16 protein-coding genes are annotated in these 18317 nt (G+C 69.9%); 9 read left to right on the forward strand and 7 right to left on the reverse strand.

Features of this window, described 5'->3' with window-relative positions; translation table 11 throughout:
- Window positions 1-131 precede the first annotated feature (131 nt).
- Together AR539_RS14340 and AR539_RS14345 are read right to left on the reverse strand one after the other, a co-directional pair.
- Window positions 132-812, reverse strand: coding sequence for a hypothetical protein (locus AR539_RS14340; protein WP_066438209.1), 681 nt, complete (start codon window positions 810-812; stop codon window positions 132-134).
- Between the two features lie 103 nt (window positions 813-915).
- A complete protein-coding gene (locus tag AR539_RS14345) occupies window positions 916-1785 on the reverse strand; it encodes a universal stress protein (RefSeq protein WP_066438211.1) in 870 nt (289 codons plus the stop codon).
- Window positions 1786-1986: 201 nt separating this feature from the next.
- Here AR539_RS14345 and AR539_RS14350 point away from each other — a divergent pair, with 201 nt between their 5' ends.
- Complete coding sequence (locus AR539_RS14350) at window positions 1987-2730, forward strand: hypothetical protein (protein WP_066438214.1); 744 nt, start codon at window positions 1987-1989, stop codon at window positions 2728-2730.
- Here the strand turns inward: AR539_RS14350 and AR539_RS14355 are convergent.
- Window positions 2727-4040: an erythromycin esterase family protein gene (locus AR539_RS14355; RefSeq protein WP_066438216.1), complete on the reverse strand. Its 1314-nt coding sequence runs from the start codon at window positions 4038-4040 to the stop codon at window positions 2727-2729. The genes AR539_RS14350 and AR539_RS14355 overlap by 4 nt on opposite strands.
- A complete protein-coding gene (locus tag AR539_RS14360) occupies window positions 4037-5419 on the reverse strand; it encodes an MBL fold metallo-hydrolase RNA specificity domain-containing protein (RefSeq protein WP_066438219.1) in 1383 nt (460 codons plus the stop codon). Before AR539_RS14360 ends, AR539_RS14355 begins: the two co-directional genes overlap by 4 nt.
- Window positions 5420-5692: 273 nt before the next feature.
- On the opposite strand from AR539_RS14360, the gene AR539_RS14365 reads away from it, so the two are divergent.
- Window positions 5693-7468, forward strand: coding sequence for a long-chain-fatty-acid--CoA ligase (locus AR539_RS14365; RefSeq protein ID WP_066438221.1), 1776 nt, complete (start codon window positions 5693-5695; stop codon window positions 7466-7468).
- Window positions 7469-7481: 13 nt separating this feature from the next.
- Here AR539_RS14365 and AR539_RS14370 read toward each other — a convergent pair whose 3' ends face one another.
- Window positions 7482-7862: a TspO/MBR family protein gene (locus AR539_RS14370; protein ID WP_082699377.1), complete on the reverse strand. Its 381-nt coding sequence runs from the start codon at window positions 7860-7862 to the stop codon at window positions 7482-7484.
- A 183-nt stretch (window positions 7863-8045) separates the two neighbouring features.
- Between AR539_RS14370 and AR539_RS14375 the strand changes: the two genes are divergently transcribed.
- Window positions 8046-10397 (forward strand): FdhF/YdeP family oxidoreductase, encoded by a 2352-nt coding sequence (locus tag AR539_RS14375; protein ID WP_066438223.1) that lies wholly within the window; start codon window positions 8046-8048, stop codon window positions 10395-10397.
- A gap of 68 nt (window positions 10398-10465) precedes the next feature.
- Here the strand turns inward: AR539_RS14375 and AR539_RS14380 are convergent, their stop codons facing one another.
- A complete protein-coding gene (locus AR539_RS14380; protein ID WP_066438230.1) occupies window positions 10466-10783 on the reverse strand; it encodes a DUF6457 domain-containing protein in 318 nt (105 codons plus the stop codon).
- A 101-nt stretch (window positions 10784-10884) separates the two neighbouring features.
- Entirely contained in the window at window positions 10885-11889 is a 1005-nt protein-coding gene (locus AR539_RS14385; RefSeq protein WP_231728620.1) for a LysR family transcriptional regulator, read from the reverse strand.
- Window positions 11890-11985: 96 nt separating this feature from the next.
- Here AR539_RS14385 and AR539_RS14390 point away from each other — a divergent pair, with 96 nt between their 5' ends.
- The 6 genes from AR539_RS14390 to AR539_RS14415 are packed head-to-tail and all read left to right on the forward strand — an operon-like array spanning window position 11986 to window position 18310.
- Entirely contained in the window at window positions 11986-12864 is an 879-nt protein-coding gene (locus tag AR539_RS14390) for an FAD binding domain-containing protein (protein ID WP_066438237.1), read from the forward strand.
- 4 nt (window positions 12865-12868) lie between these two features.
- Entirely contained in the window at window positions 12869-13429 is a 561-nt protein-coding gene (locus AR539_RS14395) for a (2Fe-2S)-binding protein (RefSeq protein WP_066438239.1), read from the forward strand.
- Window positions 13426-15819, forward strand: coding sequence for an aerobic carbon-monoxide dehydrogenase large subunit (locus tag AR539_RS14400; RefSeq protein ID WP_066438243.1), 2394 nt, complete (start codon window positions 13426-13428; stop codon window positions 15817-15819). Before AR539_RS14395 ends, AR539_RS14400 begins: the two co-directional genes overlap by 4 nt.
- Before the next feature lies 1 nt (window position 15820).
- The gene (locus AR539_RS14405; RefSeq protein ID WP_066438245.1) at window positions 15821-16756 is read left to right on the forward strand and encodes an XdhC family protein; all 936 of its coding nucleotides are present in this window, start codon (window positions 15821-15823) and stop codon (window positions 16754-16756) included.
- On the forward strand, window positions 16740-17390 hold the full coding sequence (locus AR539_RS14410; RefSeq protein WP_066438248.1) for a nucleotidyltransferase family protein: 651 nt from the start codon (window positions 16740-16742) through the stop codon (window positions 17388-17390). Before AR539_RS14405 ends, AR539_RS14410 begins: the two co-directional genes overlap by 17 nt.
- On the forward strand, window positions 17387-18310 hold the full coding sequence (locus AR539_RS14415) for an AAA family ATPase (protein WP_066438251.1): 924 nt from the start codon (window positions 17387-17389) through the stop codon (window positions 18308-18310). Before AR539_RS14410 ends, AR539_RS14415 begins: the two co-directional genes overlap by 4 nt.
- Window positions 18311-18317: the final 7 nt, after the last annotated feature.

Below are 18317 nucleotides of genomic sequence, written 5' to 3' on the forward strand. Positions count from 1 at the left end.
AAGATTTTCCGGGAGGACGTGCGGCGTTCAGCAAAGCAGCCTGACGCGTTAAAGCGTACGTGCGAAAGGCAGCAGGGCAAAACAAGCGCCGGTGCGGACAGGCGGGCGCGTCAGCCGGGAAGGCCGCCGCATCAGCCCGGAAGGCCGGGCATTCTTCCGACATCGATCATCCCGGCGATCTTGGCCTCCAGCGCTGCCAAGGTGGCGTCAGGCAGCACGATCAGCCCGTCCAGTTCGCGCCGTGCACGCTTGTACGCCGTCTGCCGTTCCGCGGGGGTGGCCGCGGCGTCCGAGGCGATCCTCAGCAGCTTCCGGGCCGTTGCCAGGCGTTCCCGTTCCGGTCCGGTGAAGTTGCCGTCCTTGATCCGCCGGGCCTCCCGCTCGGCGACGTCAAAGGCCAGTTCGTAGCTGTGCACGGCCTCGCGGTATTCAGCGAGGCCGGCCGCCGTCGTGATGTTTTCCGGGGCGTCCGGGCGCAGGCTGTCCGCCAGCCGCTTGGCGCGGAGGAAGGCCACCGTGAGTGGTTCCCGGACATCGGTCATGACCGGAAAGTCGATGAGTTTTCCCACGTCAAGCTCGTAGTCCAGCCACCGCCGGTTGACGGAGTCGTGGCTGTCCATGAGGTGCCGGATCTGGGACCGGCTGGCGTGTTCCACCTCCGCAGCGCGGTTGCGGAGCTGGTAGAGCTCCACCCGGCGGCGGTGCCGGCGTTCGCTGGCCTTGGACCATGAGCGGGCCCAGCCACCGAACAGTCCGCTCAGCGGAAAAATGAGCCACCAGAAGTTGCCGGCAAAGTCGAAGAAGGGCTCCACCGTTTAATCCTCCCATCGGCCCGGCACCGTCTCAAGGGTCCGGCCGCGGGCTGGTCCACTTCAGTACAGGGGTCCTCCCCGCGGCCTTTCCTTGTGCGGCGCGTCAGTCCTCGTGCTTGACCTTGTGGACCCGCGTCACGATGGTGGGGCACGGGACGTTGAGGAGGACGGCGTGGGCCGTGGAGCCGAGCATCATCCGGGAGAAGCCGCCGCGGCCGCGGCTGCCGATGACCAGGAGCCGGGCGTCCTTGGCGGCGTCGACCAGGGCCCGTGCGGGGTCGGCGTCCGTCTCGAGGCGCTGGTGGACCACGACGTCGGGATACTTGTCCGCCAGGCCGGCGACCGACTCGGCCAGGACAATCCGGTCCTCCTCGAGGATGGATTCCGCGAGGCCGCTTTTCGGCAGCTGGTTCTCGACCCAGCGGGAGGGCCGGCGGAACGCGAGCACCACAGTGAGCTCGTCGCCGCCTTTGTCCGCTTCGGACGCCGCGAAGTCCACCGCCTGCAGGGATTCCTCGGAGCCGTCCACGCCCACCACCACGCCGCTGTTCCCGGCCCCGCGCTTCAACGGGATCACAGCCGCAGGGATTTCGGCCGCAGAGGCGATCTGCAGGGCACGGTCGGTCAGCGGGCCGCCGTCCATCCAGTGCTTGTCGTGTTCGCCGACCACCACCATGGACGCTTCCTTGGACACCTCCCGCAGCACGGAGCCGCCGCTGCCGTGACGCAGCTGGATGTCCACCTCCACGCCGGGCGCCTGCCCGCGGGCGTCGGCCTGCGCTTTCTGGAGCAGTTCCATGCCCGCTTGCCGGATCAGTTCGTGGTACTGGAAATCCGGGGAGATCCACCTGTCGTCCACGGCGTGGATGATGGTGACCGGCAGTTTGTACGCGGCCGCCCGCTCCAGAGCCCAGGCCAGCGCGGCCTCGCTGCCGGCTGAACCGTTAGTCCCGACGACGATTGGTTTGCTCATTCTGATTCCTGACCTTAGGTTTTGCGCCTTTTCGGTGCGCCCATTTCCGGCTCCCTGGCCGGGAGCGGTGGATCCTGCATCGCATGACACGGGCGGCAGCGCTGCAGTCCGCCGGCACATTTAGTGTGCTCCGCGGGGTTTAACGCCGGTTAGGGCCTTAAGCCCCTCACCCCGGGCTGCCCTGGTGCCTAGTTTCGGGCCATGGAGCTCAACGCTGGACTGCGGGGTACCGCCCGGCATCCTGACCCGCCCGCCGGCGCGTTCCGCTGCACCGGCGCCGTGAGCGGCCTGCTGTCCGCCGGCCTGGGCATCGCCGGCGGCCTGCTGGAAAGCGCCCTGACCGGGCCGTGGCCGGACGCCGCGGACCCCGGCTACGCGCAGTACCTGGCGGCGAACCGCGTCCCGATTCTCGCCCAGAGCTTGTTGTTCGTGTTCAGTTCCGCCGCGCTGCTCTGGTTTCTGGGCTTCGTCCGGGCGCGCCTGCGGTGCGCCGAACCGGCGCCCGGGACCGTGTCGGTGATCGCCTTTGGCGCCGGGGCACTGGCCGTGGGCCTGAACATCCTGGGCCAGGCCGCGCAGATTACCCTGACCCTCCCGTCCCAGGGCCGCGTTCCGCCCGACGTCGCGGCCGCCGTCGCCGATCTGTGCCTGGTGACCTTGAACCTGGCGAATCTGCCGGCGGGTGTGATGTTCCTGGCCATCGCGCTGGTGTCCTTGCGGCTGCGGGCCTATCCGCTGTGGCTGGGCTGGACGGCGGCCGCGGCGGCGGGGGCGTCGTTCGTCTCGGTGCTCTCGCTGGTGCCGGTGGCCGGCCCGCTGTCCCCGACCGGCGGCCTGACGACGGCGCTGCGGCTGGTGCCGCTGCTCTGGTACGTCCCGGCCGCCGTCGTGATGCTGCGCAGGCCCGCAACCCCGCAAGCGGCGGACGGGAAGGCGGCAGGCTAGAAGCCGGTCGGCTCGGTCTCAAACTCCGGTTCCCGCGGCGGCCCTTCATGGTGGACCGGCCGCAGCGCGGCGGTCTGTTCGAACCAGATCAGCGCATCGTAGCGGTCACCGATCCGGGTGGGGACGTAGTTGCCCAGCTCCCGCTCCGGATGGTAGACCACCCCGATCGCCCGGTGGCCAAGCCACGAGGAAAGCCACGGCCCGGATCTGTCCTCACCGAACTCCAGCACAGACGCCACGCCCAGGGCCTCGTGCAGGAAGTCCTCGTGGCTGCGCGGCCGCGCCGGCGGAACCGGGAGGATCCGCTCCGGGCGCCCCCACGCGTCCGCGGCGATCACCTCGCCCCGGTGGGAGGCGAGCCCCACCAGCAGCACGCCCTCCGCGGCGTGCCGCTCGCGCAGCAGCTGCCCCACGTTGACCAGGCCGTCCTGGGCCATGTCGGTGGCCCGGGCGTCGCCCACATGGGTGTTGTGCTCCCAGATGATCCCCTTGGAGTCCGGTCCGAGGTGCCTGCTCAGCCGGTCGATGGTGTCCGCCATGTGGTGGTCCCGGACATTCCAGGATTGGCGGTCGCCGCGGACCATGATCCGGTAGTAGTGCTCGGCGTTCGCCGCCACTTCGGCGTTCTGCACCGCCCCGAATGCGGCGTCGTCGTGGCCGTCCGGGGCCGAGGCCCGGTACCTGACTTCGGTGAGGAGGGCGATCACGGCGGGCTCACACGTCTGCGGCACCAGCCGTGTGCTCCAGGCGTACTGGTGCGGGTCCTCGTGGTGGGGCTGGAAGCACTCCCAGGCGCGCAGGGCCGCGGGCACGGCGCCAGGGTCGTTCTCCTTCAGCCAGCGGATGATCTCGCGGAGCGAATCCCACAGGGAGTACACGTCCAGCCCGTAGAAGCCCACCCGCCGGTCCGCCGGACGGGCGAGGTTCCAGCTCCGCAGCCAGTCCAGGAACGCGGCGACTTCCTCGTTCGCCCACATCCACGTCGGCCAGCGCCCGAACCCGGCCAGCAGGGCATGGACGCCCTGGTCCCGCCCCGTTTCGCCGCGCACCCAGCTGTTGATCCGCCAGCAGTCGGGCCAGTCCCCTTCAACACCGATCCACGTGTAGCCGTCTTCTTCGATGAGGCGGCGGCTGAGGGTGCCGCGCCAGGTGTAGAACTCGTGCGTGCCGTGGGAAGCCTCCCCGACGGCGACGAACCGGCAGTCGGCGGCGCGCCGGACCAGCCCGTTGAGGTCCCGGTCCGTTTTCAGCGGCCTGGCCAGGGAGTGGATCTCGGCCAGGACCTGGGATTTCCTGACGCCGGATGTCACTGCGGGTCCTCGAGGGTGATTTTTTCGAGGTGCTCGGGGACCCGGGCGCGCCAGCCCAGCTCGTGCTTGATCCTCAGCCGCAGGGCATCCGAGGCCTCCGGTTCGCCGTGCGTGATGTAGGTCATGCGGGGTTCCCTCTCTGCGGTCCTGAGCCAGGCGATGATCCCGTCCGCGTCGGCATGCGCCGAGAGGTTTTCCATCTGGATCACTTCCGCCCGGATCTTGACGTCCTCGCCGTAGATGCGGAGTTCGCGTGCGCCGGCTGCGAGGGAGGCGCCCCGGGTGCCGCCGGCCTGGTAGCCGCTGAGGACCACGGCGTTCTTCGGGTCGGGGCCGTAGGCGGCGAGGTGGTGCAGGATCCTGCCGCCGGTGAGCATTCCGCTGGCGGAGATGATGACCATCGGGCCGCCGCGCAGGTTCAGCAGCTTCGAGTCGTCCACCGAGCGGGTGAGCCTGGCCAGTTTGTACATGTTCAGGTATTCCTGCTCCTTGAGCCGGTGTTCCTCGGGGTGGCGCTGGTACATCCCGGACGCATCAATGGCCATGGGGCTGTTGAGGTACACCGGGATGTCCGGGATCAGGTGCTTGCTGCGGAGGCGGGACAGGTGCAGCATCAGGGTCTCCGCGCGGCCGACGGCGAACGCGGCGAACAGGACCACACCGCCGCGCTTCGCGACCCGGCTGACGATCTCCCCCAGCTGCTGTTCGGGGTCGACGGGCGAGTGGACACGGTTGCCGTACGTGGACTCCGTGACGAGGACGTCGGTCTGCCCCAGGGGCCGGGGCGGGTGCATCAGCGGATCGTCCGTCCGGCCCAGGTCGCCGGTGAAGTGCACGGAGTGCGGGCCGACGCGCACCCGGACCTGGGCGGCGCCGAGGATATGGCCGGCCGGCACGAACGTCACTTCCATGCCGCCGCCCAGGTCCAGCGGATCATCGAAATCCCGCACTTTGAAACTGTTGAGGGACTTCACCGCGTCGGCTGCGGTGTACAGCGGCAGTGCCGGGCTGTGCCGGGTTGATCCCCGGCGTGTGGCGTACCGGGCTTCTTCTTCCTGCAGGTAGCCGCTGTCGGGCAGGATGAGCTTGCAGAGGTCCGTGGTGCCGTCCGTGGCGATGACGGGCCCGCTGAACCCGTCCCGGACCAGCGCGGGAACGTAGCCGGTGTGGTCCAGGTGCGCGTGGCTCAGGACCACGGCGTCGATGGAGTGCGGCGGGACGGGAAAGGGCTGCCGGTTCCGGTCGCGGCTGCGTTTGTAGCCCTGGAACAGCCCGCAATCCACCAGCACCCGCTTGCCGCCGGCCTCCAGCAGATACCGGGAGCCGGTGACGGTGTCGGTGGCGCCGAGGAACCGCAGGGTCGGCTGCTGATGCTTCATGGTGCGCCCGCTTCCGCATGGAAAGACCTGCATCCACACGCAGGATCACTGCTGGCCCGCGCACGTGATGTACCCCCAAGCTTCCGCCCGCGTCCTCAGCCGACCCTAGGGCCGAAAGTCACGAAGGCCGCGGCCCCGAGCCGGACGGAGCAGGCAGCCTGCGCAGGCGGCGGACGGGCGCGGCCGCCGCACGGCCGCCCCGGCACGGGTAGGCTTTTCCGGCGGGCTGTTTGGCCGGCTACCACCCTGCGGATCCAGCGGCAAGGAACGACCATGAAGAAGAAATCGACGCGGACAGCGGGCAGCACAACCTCCGGCAGCCCGGGGCCCGGCGGCTGGGCGGACCGCCCGTGGACCCGTTCCTACGGGCCGGGAGTCCCCGCCAGCCCGGCCCTGCCCGAAGGTTCGCTGGTGGACCTCATGGACCGCTCCGTGCGCCGCTACGGCTCGAAGACCGCACTGGAATTCTTCGGCGCCCGCACCAGCTACCGCGAGCTGGGCACCCAGATCAGCCGGGCCGCAGCCGGCCTGCAGAAGCTCGGCCTCAAGGCGGGCGACAGGGTGGCCCTCGTCATGCCGAACTGCCCCCAGCACGTGGTGGCCTTCCACGCCGCCCTCCGGCTCGGCGCCGTCGTGGTCGAGCACAACCCGCTGTATACCGACCGGGAACTGCGCCACCAGTTCGAGGACCACGGGGCCGTCGTCGCGATCGTCTGGGACAAGGCGGTGGAGCGGGTCCGGCAGCTGCCGGCCGACGTCCGGCTCCGCACCATCGTGTCGGTCGAGCTGATCCCCGAGATGCCGCTCGCGCAGCGGCTGGCGTTGCGGCTTCCCGTGACGGCGGCCCGCAAGTCCCGCGCCGCCCTGACCGTGGGCAAAGGCGACCAGCACGGCGGCCCGGCCCCCGCGGTGCGCCCGGTGCTGCCGTGGCGGGAGCTCCTCAACGCCGGCGAGCTCAGGAAAAGGCATCCGCGCCCGGCCGCCGGGGACCTCGCCGTGCTGCAGTACACCTCCGGCACCACGGGCCTGCCCAAGGCGGCCATGCTCAGCCACGCGAACCTGCAGGCCAACGCCGCCCAAGGCAGGGCCTGGGTACCGGGGCTCCAGGACGGCCGGGAAACCGTGTACGCGGTGCTGCCGATGTTCCACGCCTACGGGCTGACCCTCTGCATGACGTTTGCGCTGAGCATCGGCGCGAAACTGGTGCTGTTCCCCAAGTTCGACGTCGACCTGGTGCTGAAGGCGATGAGGAAATCCCCGGCAACCTTCCTCCCCGCCGTGCCGCCCATCTACGACCGGATCGCCGCCGCGGCGGCCGGGCGGGGCATCGGGCTCGAAAGCATCCGGTTCTCCATCTCCGGGGCCATGAACCTCCCGGCATCCACCGTGGACACCTGGGAGAAGGCCACAGGAGGATACCTGATCGAGGGCTACGGCCTGACCGAAACGTCCCCGATCGCGATCGGCAACCCCTTCGGCCCCACCCGCAAGCCGGGCACCGTCGGGGTGCCGTTCCCGCTGACCGACATCCGGGTGGTGGACCCGAAGAACACCGCGCTGGACCGGGCCCCGGGCGACGAGGGGGAACTCCTGATCCGCGGGCCCCAGGTGTTCGCCGGCTACTGGAACCGTCCGGAGGAGACCGAGGATGCGCTGCTCGACGGCGGCTGGTTCCGGACCGGGGACATCGTGTCCGTGGACGACGACTACTTCGTGACGATCCGGGACCGGATCAAGGAGCTGATCATCACCGGAGGCTTTAACGTCTCACCCAGCGAGGTGGAGGACGTTCTCGCCACGTTCGCCGGCGTTGCGGAAGTCTCGGTGGTGGGGCTGCCCCGCCCCGGCGGCGGCGAGGACGTGGTGGCCGCCGTCGTGCCGATCCCGGGAACCACCCTCGACCCGGACTCGCTCCTGGCATTCGCCCGGAAGAACCTCACCGCCTACAAGGTGCCGCGCAGGGTGGTGGTGCTCGATTCCCTGCCCCGCTCGCTGATCGGCAAGGTCCTCCGCCGCGAAATCCGCGACACCCTGGTGGCGGAGCGCTGACCCGGGCCGGCCGCTAGCTGCCGCCGCGCGCACCCGGATTGAGCCGGGCGATTGCCGCCGACAGCACGGTGGCGAAGCCACACCACAGCGCATAAGGGGCCAGGGCGGCCCCGGCGCCGCGGTGCAGCCGGTAGGTCCGCCGCACCAGGTCGGCGCTGCTCGCCGTGAGCACGGCGCACTCTGCGGCGGCCAGCCACGGACGGCGGGACCGCCAAAAGAGCCAGCTCCAGGTCGCGTTCAAGAGGAGGTTGGCGGCCAAGGCGCCCCGGTAGGCGGCGAGCTCCTCCCGGCGCCCTTCGCCGCCCGCGGCCGCCCCGTCGCTGCCGTCCACACTACTGTCGTCCGTTTCATTCCTGCTCCTGGGTTGCCGTCGCCGGTGTCCGGCCGCAGACATTCGCCGATGAAATCGATGGTCCGCCCGTAGCGGTCATGCTACGGAACGGCGGGGCCGGCGTCGACAGCGGACACCTTGCGGACCCCGGGTCCAGCTGATAGGCCTGAGATGGGCCTAACGGTAGGGTGCTTGGTAGAGGACGCGCCGGCCCGAGCGGGCGGTAGTTGATGAAGGGAAGTTCACGTGACGCGCAAGAATCCCCAGGTCGAGGAAAACGACGAGAAGGACCTCGTGGCCGGAGACGGTCCAAAGGACTGGGCCGCCGGCATTCCCGGCGTGCTGCACTCCATGAAGCCCGCCATTGAGCACATGGGCCTGAACCGCACCCGCAAGACCGTCCTGGCCATGAACCAGAAACGCGGCTTCGACTGCCCCAGCTGCGCGTGGCCGGACCCGAGCCACCGCAAGGCATTCGAGTTCTGCGAAAACGGCGCGAAGGCCGTCACCTGGGAGGCCACGCCCGTGGTGATCCCCAGCGGGTTCTGGGCCGAGCATTCCGTGAGTGAACTGCGGAAGCACTCCGAGTACTGGCTGGGGATGCAGGGCCGGCTCACGGAGCCGGTGCACAAGCCGGCCGGGGAGGACCACTACAAGCCGATTTCCTGGCCTGAGGCGATCCGGATCATCGCGGACAAGCTCAAGGGCCTGGACTCCCCCGACGAGGCGGCCTTTTATACCAGCGGCCGCACGTCCAACGAGGCTGCCTTCCTGTACCAGCTCATGGTCCGCGGCTACGGCACGAACAACCTGCCGGACTGCTCCAACATGTGCCACGAATCCTCCGGCTGGGCGATGGGCCAGACCATCGGCATCGGCAAGGCGACGGTCAACTTCGACGACTACGCCCGCGCGGACCTCATCATCGTCATGGGCCAGAACCCGGGCACCAACCATCCGCGCATGCTGACCGAACTGGAAGCGTGCAAGGAGAACGGCGGCGAAATCGTGGCCGTCAACCCCCTGCCGGAGGCCGGGCTGCGCCGGTACAAGAACCCGCAGAAGGTCAAGGGCATCGTGGGCCACGGCACGCAGATCGCGGACCAGTTCCTGCATATCCGCATCGGCGGGGACATGGCGCTGCTGCAGGCCCTCTCCAAGCGCGTGCTCGACGCCGAGTCCCGGAACCCGGGCACCGTGCTGGACCACGCGTTCCTCGAAGAGCACTGCGAGGGGCTTGAGGACCTTAAAGAGCACCTGAGCCTGCTCGACGAGCAGGCCGTCCTGGAGGCAACCGGACTGCGGACCGAGGAAATCGATGAGCTCGCCGCCCGCTACCTGAAGGCCGACAGGGTCATCATCACCTGGGCCATGGGCATCACGCAGCAGAAGAAGGGCGTGGCAACCATCAAGGAGATCATCAACCTGCTCCTGCTGCGCGGAAACATCGGCAAGCCCGGCGCCGGCGCGTCCCCCATCCGGGGACACAGCAACGTCCAGGGCGACCGCACCATGGGCATCTGGGAGCAGATGCCGCAGTCGTTCATGGACGCCCTCGGCGAGGAATTCGGCTTCGAGCCCCCGCGCGAACATGGCGTGGACGCCGTGGAAACCATCAACAGGATGCGCGACGGCGGCATCAAGGCGTTCGTGGCCCTCGGCGGCAACTTCGTGGGCGCCATCTCGGACACGAATGCGGCCGAAGCGGCCATGGAGAACACCGAATTGTCGGTGCAGATCTCCACGAAACTCAACCGGTCCCACACGGTGACCGGCGCGGAAGCACTGATCCTGCCCACCATGGGCCGGAGCGAGATCGACATCCAGGAATCCGGCCCGCAGTTCGTCTCCGTCGAGGACACCGTCTGCGCCGTGCACCCCTCCTGGGGCAGCGTCGAACCGGTCTCCCACCACCTGCTCTCCGAACCGGCCATCATCAGCCGACTCGGCAAGGCGGTGGTCGGGGACAAGGTCAAGGCCGACTGGGACGGGTTCGAGAAGAACTACGACCTCATCCGCGACCACATTTCCCGGGTGGTGGGCGGCTGCGAAAACTACAACGAGCGCATCCGGCAGGAAGGCGGCTTCATCCTGGCAAACGGGCCCAGGGATTCCCGCACCTTCCCCACCCCCACCGGCAAGGCCGTGCTCACCGTCAACCAACTGGAGCCGGTGGAGCGGCCGGAGGGAACGCTGATCCTGCAGAGCATGCGCTCGCACGACCAGTTCAACACCACCATCTACGGCCACAACGACCGCTACCGGGGCATCAAAAAGGGCCGCCACGTGGTGTTCGTCAACCCCGAGGACATCGCTGAACTGGGGCTGGCGGACGGGATGTTCGTGGACATCCGCGGCGAGTACAAGGACGGCGAGGAGCGTATGGTCCGCAAGTTCCGGGTGGTCTCCTACCCCACCGCGCGCGGCTGCGCGGCCGCCTACTACCCGGAAGCCAACGTGCTGGTGCCGCTCAACCACACCGCCGAGGGCAGCAACACCCCGGTGTCCAAGGCCGTGATTGTGCGGCTGGAGCCCAGTGAGGACCAGACCCCCGACAGCTCGGCCGGCCTGGCCGCCAGCCCGGCCCGGACCCACTAGGGGCCGGACCCAGTAGTGCCTCCGGCCCGGACCCACACAGGGCTACCGGGCCGGAAGCGCCTCCGGGGCTACTGGGCGCGCTTGGCCCAGCCCTTTTCGTCGGGGCCGCCGGACTCGCCCTGCTCACACAGTTCGAGGACCTTGTTCGATGCTGCCTCCACTGCCTCGTGGGTGCCCTTCCGGCCCTCGGTCGACGCGGTGCCTGCCGCGTAGCCCACGATGAAGGCGCTGATGGCATCCGCGTGCGGTCCGACAGCCTTCACCGATTCGTCCGCGACCTGGACGATTTTCTCCTGGTCGATTTCGAGGTCAAGGATCTGCAGCGCCTGGATCAGGCGGGCGCTCCAGTGCCGCAGCGCACTATCTTCGTCCCGGGGCAAAGTCATGGTTACTCCTCTTCGTAGGGCGCGTCAGTCGATCGCGTACCCCCACAAGGGTTAGCACCGACACCTGCGTTCCGCAACGCGACACGGGGACCCTGGCTGCGTCAGCTCCACAGCGCCACGTGGAACTTCGACCCGCGGCGCTCCAGGCCGCGTGAGCCGCCGGGGGCAACCATCGCAGAGGTCGCGTCCGCCGTGCCCGCGAACCGCTGCAGCGTCCGGGCCATGGTGGTGGTCCGGCGGTGGTCCAGCGTGGTGGCCCACCACAGGCCGGTGACCGGGGTGCCGACGACCGGCAGCCGGGCGAGGACCCCGCCCTGGAGCTCGCCCCGGACAATGTGGCCCAGGGCCAGCATGATCCCCTCCCCCGCCCGCACCGCCGCCAGGGCCTCGGTCTCGCTGCTCAGCCGGATGATCTCCGGCACCAGTCCTGCCGACGCCAGCCAGCGGCCCTCCTCCGAGCTCTCCTGGATCCCCGCGGGCCCGGCGAACCATGGCCGGTCCAGCAGCCGGGCGGCGGACACCGGGCCGGGCAGCCGGGCCAGCGGATGGCCCGCCGCCGCCACCAGGACGCGCTGGTAGCGCAGGAACGCGACGCTCTCCAGCCCACCCTCCGCGACTCCATTCCCGGTGGGGGCCGCCGGCCGGGCGCCGAGGGCGATGTCGTACGCCCGCTCCTGCAGGAGCGAGGCAAGGTCCTCCGCCGACTCGACCACCACATCCACCGCCGCACCGGGGACGCGCTTGGTGAAGAGGTCCAGCAGCCGGCCCGCCGCGTGTTCGGCGAAAGGCGCCGTCGAGGCGATCCTCAGCCGGCCGGCGTCGTTCGTGGCGTTGGAGACTTCCCAGCGGGCCTGGTCCGCCAGCCCCACAATGTCCTGGGCATAGTCGGCCAGTGCCCGGCCGCCGGGGGTCAGCGCAATGCCGCCCGCGGCGCGCACGAACAGGGGGTCGCCCAGGTCCTGGCGGAGCGCCGCCAGGGCTGCGGACACTGCCGGTTCGCTGACTCCAAGGCTCTCCGCGGCAGCGTGGAGGGACCCCAGCCGGGCGACCAGGGCGAACGTGCGGAGCTGGCTCAGCGTCATCGGCACGGCGTCATAACCTTTCACTTATCTCGATATTGACACTCCGTATCGGGCGGGGCAAGACTGGCCGCACACCGGTGCTGCGCGACGTTGCCAGCGCCCTGGAGTGAGGTGGGGACTATGCAGATTCCGGCTCCTTTCGACTACGTGCGGGCCACATCGGTGGACAACGCGCTGGAGCTCCTCTCCCGGCACGGGCCGGAGTCACGGGTGGTCGCCGGGGGCCACAGCCTCCTGCCGATGATGAAGCTCCGGCTCTCCCGGCCCGAGTGGCTGATCGACATCAACGACCTGTACGAACTCGATTTCATCCTGCGCGACGGCGGCAAACTGCGCATCGGCGCCCTGACCCGCCACACCACCCTCCTGGAGTCGGAGGAAATCGCGGCCCTTTTCCCCATCGTCCGGGACGCCGAAGCCGTGATCGCCGATCCGGTCGTCCGCAACCGGGGCACCATCGGAGGATCGCTCTGCCAGGCCGACCCGGCCGAGGACCTGTCCACAGTCTGCAATGTGCTGGGGGCGGAAGCCGTGATCCGGGGCCCGGCCGGCGAGCGCACCCTGGCGATGGCCGAGTTCCACCGCGGCCCCTACGAGACGGCGGTGGGCCAGGACGAACTGCTGTGTGAGGTCCGCATCCCCATCCGGCCGCGGTCGGGCAGCGCATACGCGAAGGTCGAACGCCGGGTGGGCGACTGGGCGGTGGGGGCCGCCGGCGCGGCCGTCACCCTCGCGGAGGACGGCAGCATTGCCGACGCCGCCGTCGGACTGACAGCCCTGGGGCTCGACCATACCGTTCCCGGGACCGCGGAACTGCTCCGCGGCCAGCAGCCCCGGGAGGACCTGTTCGTTGCGGCGGCGCGGCTCGCCGCGGACTCCTGCGACCCGGTGGCCGACCAGCGCGGCCCGATCGACTACAAGCGGCACCTCGCCGACGAACTCACCCGGCGGGTCCTGCGACAGGCCTGTGCCCGCGCCGCCCAGACCCAGGAAGGCTGAAGCGATGCAGATCAGCATGACCGTCAACGGCAACGACGTCACCTCGGACATTGAACCCCGGGTGCTCCTGGTCCACTACATCCGCGAGGTCCTGGGCCTGACCGGCACCCACTGGGGCTGCGACACGAGCAACTGCGGGACGTGCGTGGTCCTCCTGGACGGCCAGCCGGTGAAGTCCTGCACCGTGCTCGCGGCCATGGCCGCCGGGCATGATGTCCGCACCGTCGAAGGGCTGGCCAGCGGCGGCACGCTGGATCCGGTCCAGCAGGGCTTTATGGAGGAACACGGCCTCCAGTGCGGGTTCTGCACCCCCGGCATGATGCTGACGGCGCGGGCCCTGCTCGACAAGAACCCGCATCCGGACGCCACCGAGATCCGGCAGGCCATTTCCGGCCAGATCTGCCGCTGCACCGGATACGCCACGATCGTCCGCTCCGTGCAGTGGGCAGCGGCCCACCCGGCGGGCGGCGACAGCGACGCCGACGCGGACGAGGTCCTCGACGGCACGGACACCGTCATCAAGGACATCCCGGCGGAAACGAAAGACGCAGAGGTGAAGGCATGACCGTCATCCACGACCGGCCCGGCAACCCGGCGGCCGGCGACGAGGACCGCCCCATCGGCTTTGGCCGGATCCAGCGGAAAGAGGATCCGCGCTTCGTCCGCGGCAAAGGCAACTATCTCGACGACATCGTGCTGCCCGGCATGCTGCACGGCGCCATCCTGCGCGCCCCCGTGGCGCACGCCAGGCTCGTCTCCATCGACACCACCAACGCCCTGGCCCACCCAAAGGTCCACGCCGTCATCACGGGCAACGACCTCCTGGGGCTGAAGCTCGCCTGGGCCCCGACACTCTCCGCGGACGTCCAGGCCGTCCTGGTGACCGACAAAGTGCGCTTCCAGGGCCAGGAGGTCGCGTTCGTGGTGGCGGAGGACCGCTACGCCGCCCGCGACGCGCTGGAGCTGATCGACGTCGAATACGACGTCCTGCCCCCGGTCATCGACGCCCGGAAGGCCCTCGACGCCGATGCCCCGGTGATCCGCGACGAGATCGAGGGCCGCACGGACAACCACATCTTCGACTGGGAGATGGGCGACAAGGCCGAAACCGAGGCGGTCTTCGCGAGCGCCGACGTCGTGGTGGCCCAGGAGATGGTCTACCCCCGCGTGCACCCGGCCCCGATGGAAACCTGCGGGGCGATCGCCGACTTCGACGCCGTCGACGGCAAACTGACGCTCTACGAAACCACCCAGGCGCCCCACGCGCACCGGACACTGTTCGCGATCGTCGCGGGGATCCCGGAGCACAAGATCCGCGTCATCTCCCCGGACATCGGCGGCGGCTTCGGCAACAAGGTGGGCATCTACCCCGGCTACATTCTCGCCGTCGTCGGCTCGATCGTTACCGGCAAGCCGGTCAAATGGATGGAGGACCGCTCCGAGAACCTCATGTCCACCTCCTTCGCCCGCGACTACATCATGCAGGGCGAGATTGCGGCCACCAAGGACGGGAAGATCCTCGCGCTGCGCACCAACGTCCTGGCCGACCACGGCGCGTTCAACGCCACCGCCCAGCCCACCAAGAACCCCGCCGGCTTCTTCTCCATCTTCACCGGCAGCTACGACCTCAAGGCCGCGTACTGCAGCGTCACCGGTGTCTACACGAACAAGGCGCCGGGCGGGGTGGCCTATGCCTGCTCCTTCCGCGTCACCGAGGCCGTGTACCTCGTGGAGCGGATGGTGGACATTCTGGCCCGCAAGCTGGAGATGGACCCGGCCGAACTGCGGCTGAAGAACTTCATCAAGCCCGAGCAGTTCCCCTACGCCAACAAGACCGGCTGGGTGTACGACTCCGGCAACTACGAACCGGCCATGCGGCTGTCCATGCAGCTGGCCGGGTACGACGACCTCCGCCGCGAGCAGCAGGAAAAGCGGGAGCGCGGGGAACTGATGGGGATCGGCATCTCCTTCTTCACCGAGACCGTGGGCGCCGGCCCGCGCAAGCACTTCGACATTGTGGGCCTGGGCATGGCCGACGGCGCCGAACTGCGGGTCCACCCCACCGGCAAGGCCGTGGTCCGCCTCTCGGTGCAAAGCCAGGGCCAGGGCCACGAGACCACGTTCGCGCAGATCGTCGCCGAGGAACTCGGCATCCCGCCCGAGGACATCGACGTCGTCCACGGCGACACGGACCAGACCCCGTTCGGCCTCGGCACGTACGGCAGCCGTTCGACGCCGGTGAGCGGCGGCGCCGTCGCGCTCGTCGCCCGCAAGGTGCGGGAGAAGGCGAAGCTGATCGCGGCGGCCATGCTGGAAACCCGGCCGGACGACCTCGAATGGGAAAAGGGCCGCTGGTACGTCAAGGGCGATCCGAGCGCAGGGAAGACCATCTCGGAAATCGCCATGGCCGCCCACGGCACCATGACGCTGCCGGAAGGTGTGGACGGCAACCTCGACGCGGAGGTGACCTACGACCCGCCGAACCTGACGTTCCCCTTCGGCGCGTACATCTGCGTGGTCGACGTCGATCCTGGCACCGGGCACGTCAAGGTGCGCCGCTTCATCGCGGTGGACGACTGCGGCACCCGGATCAACCCGATGATCATCGAGGGCCAGGTGCACGGCGGGTTGACCGACGGCGTCGGGATGGCCCTTATGGAGATCATCGAGTTCGACGCCGACGGCAACTGCCTGGGCGGGTCCTTCATGGACTACCTGATCCCCACCGCCATGGAAGTGCCGGACTGGGAGACCGGCTTCACGGTCACCCCGTCGCCGCACCACCCCATCGGGGCCAAGGGCATCGGCGAGTCGGCCACGGTGGGCTCACCACCGGCGATCGTGAACGCCGTCGTGGACGCGCTGGCACCCTACGGGGTGGTGCACATGGACATGCCCTGCACCCCGGCCCGGGTGTGGGCCGCCATGCAGGGCCGGGCAAGGCCGCCGATCTGACATGGCGCCGACCCAAGATTCCCTCGCGGCCCTGGCCGATGACCTGGCCTCCCGCCGCGAGCCGTTCGTGCACGCCACCGTGGTCCGGGCCCAGCGCCCCACCAGCGCCCACGCCGGCGACACCGCCCTGGTGCTGCCCGGCGGCGACATCCGCGGCTTCGTCGGCGGAAACTGCGTCGAGTCCTCCGTACGGGAGTACAGCCTGCAGGTCCTGGAATCCCAGGAGCCGCTGCTGCTGCGGGTGGTGCCCGGTGAACCGTCCCGGAGCGCGGGGGAAGGCGCGGTGGAGGTGTCCAACCCCTGCCTGAGCGGCGGGGCGATCGACATTTTCCTCCAGCCGCGCGTTCCCGCGCCGCGGGTGCTGGTGGTGGGCACCACTCCGGTGGCGCAGGCCCTTGAGACCCTCGGCGCCGGCGTGGGCCTGGCCATGGAACTCACCGACGGGGAGTCCGCAAAACCGCGGCCGGATGATGCCGCGCTGATCGTGGCGTCCCACGGCAAGGCCGAGGAAGCCGCACTGGAGGCTGCCCTGCGCGCTGGCGTCCCGTACGTGGCGCTGGTGGCCAGCGGCACCCGGGGCGCCGCGGTGCTGGAATCCCTCGACGTCGACCCGGCGCAGCGCTCGCGGGTGTTCACCCCGGCCGGGCTGCCGCTGGGCGCCCGCACCCCCGGGGAGATTGCGCTGTCCATCCTGGCGCAGCTGGTCCAGGAGCGGGCCAAAGCCCGGCACGCCGCCCCGCTGCCCGTGACCGTGGCAGCAGTTTCTCCGGCGGAGGATGCCCCGGCGACGGCGACCGACCCCGTCTGCGGCATGACGGTCACCGTGGGGGAATCCGCCCTGCAGCTCGAGCACAACGGTGCCACCGTGTACTTCTGTTCCCCCGGCTGCCGCGCCGCCTTCCGCAAAGATCCGGAGCGCTATGCCCTCACTCCCTGAACGCCCGCCCGCACACCACCGGACGGCAGGGCTGATCCTGGCGGCCGGGGCCTCGTGGCGCCTGGGCCGGCCCAAGCAGCTCCTCCCCTACGGGCGGGGCGTGCTCCTCGACGCCGTGCTGGCGACCGCCCGGGACTGCGGCTTCGACCAGACGGTGCTGGCCCTCGGCGGCTCGGCCGCGGAGGTGCAGCGCACGGTCGACACCACCGGCTGCGACATCGTGCTCAATCCGGACTTCGGCGAGGGGTGTTCCTCCTCTATCTCCGCCGGCATCGCCGCGCTCCGCCCGGACACGGACGCTGTCGTCCTTCTCCTTGGTGACCAGCCGGAAGTCCGGGCGTCCACCGCACGGGCGCTGGCGGAGCTCCTGTTCGCGGCAGGAACGGACGCAGGCCGCAGCGCCCCGGGGATCGCCGTCTGCCGGTACGACGACGGCGTCGGGCACCCGCTCGCATTCACCCGGCGGATGTTCCCGGAGCTGGCCGCCCTGCACGGCGACAAGGCGGTCTGGCGGATGCTGGCAGAGCGGGCGGCCGACGTCGTCGAACTCCCCGTGCCGGGCACCGTACCCCTGGACGTGGACACGGACGAGGACTACCGCCGGGTCCTGGCCGCATTGGAGGGGGCCCAGTGAGCACAGCGGCGCGCACCGGCGCGGAGGAGGACGTCCAGCGGCGGATTCCCGACGTCGACACCCTGGTCTCAGCCCTGGACAGCAATGACTACCTGGCCGACGTCGGACTGGCCACAGCCCTGTTCCTGGCCGTCCGGCTGCCGCAGCCCATCCTGCTGGAAGGCGAGGCGGGCGTGGGCAAGACCGAGGCGGCGAAGGCCCTGGCCGAGCTGCTGGACACGCCCCTGTACCGGCTGCAGTGCTACGAGGGGATCGACGCCGGCGAGGCCCTCTATGAGTGGAACCACCAGCGGCAGCTGCTGGGGATCCGGCTGGCGGAAGTGCGTGACGCCGCGGTCACCGAAACGGACCTCTTCTCCCCCGAGTACCTGCTCCGCCGGCCGCTGCTGCAGGCCATCGAGCATCCCGGCCCGCGCCCGGCGGTCCTCCTGCTGGATGAGATCGACCGCGCCGACGCCGAGTTCGAGGCGTTCACCTTCGAACTGCTGGCCGAATCCGCGGTGACCATTCCCGAACTGGGCACCATCCGCGCCACCCACCCCCCAATCGTGATCCTGACGTCCAACCGCACCAGGGACCTGCACGACGCCCTGACCCGGCGGTGCCTTTACCACTGGATCGACTACCCCGGCCCGGAACGGATCGCCGAAATCGTCCGCCGCAAGGTGCCGGCCAGCAGCGGCCCGCTGGCGCTGCAGGCCGCCGCGGTGATCACCAGGCTGCGCACCCTGGACCTCGCCAAGCCGCCCGGGATCTCCGAGGCCATCGACTGGGTGTCGGCGCTCGCCGTGCTGGGCATCGGACACATCGACGCCGCGACGGCGGACCGGACCCTCGGCTCGATCGTCAAGAACCGAGACGACCTGGAACTGGTCGGCGCCCGCGGGGCCGGCTGGCTCGTGGCCGGCACGGACGGGTGAGCCGCTG

The sequence above is a fragment of the Arthrobacter sp. EPSL27 genome (genome assembly GCF_001512305.1).
Classification (GTDB): Bacteria; Actinomycetota; Actinomycetes; order Actinomycetales; family Micrococcaceae; genus Arthrobacter.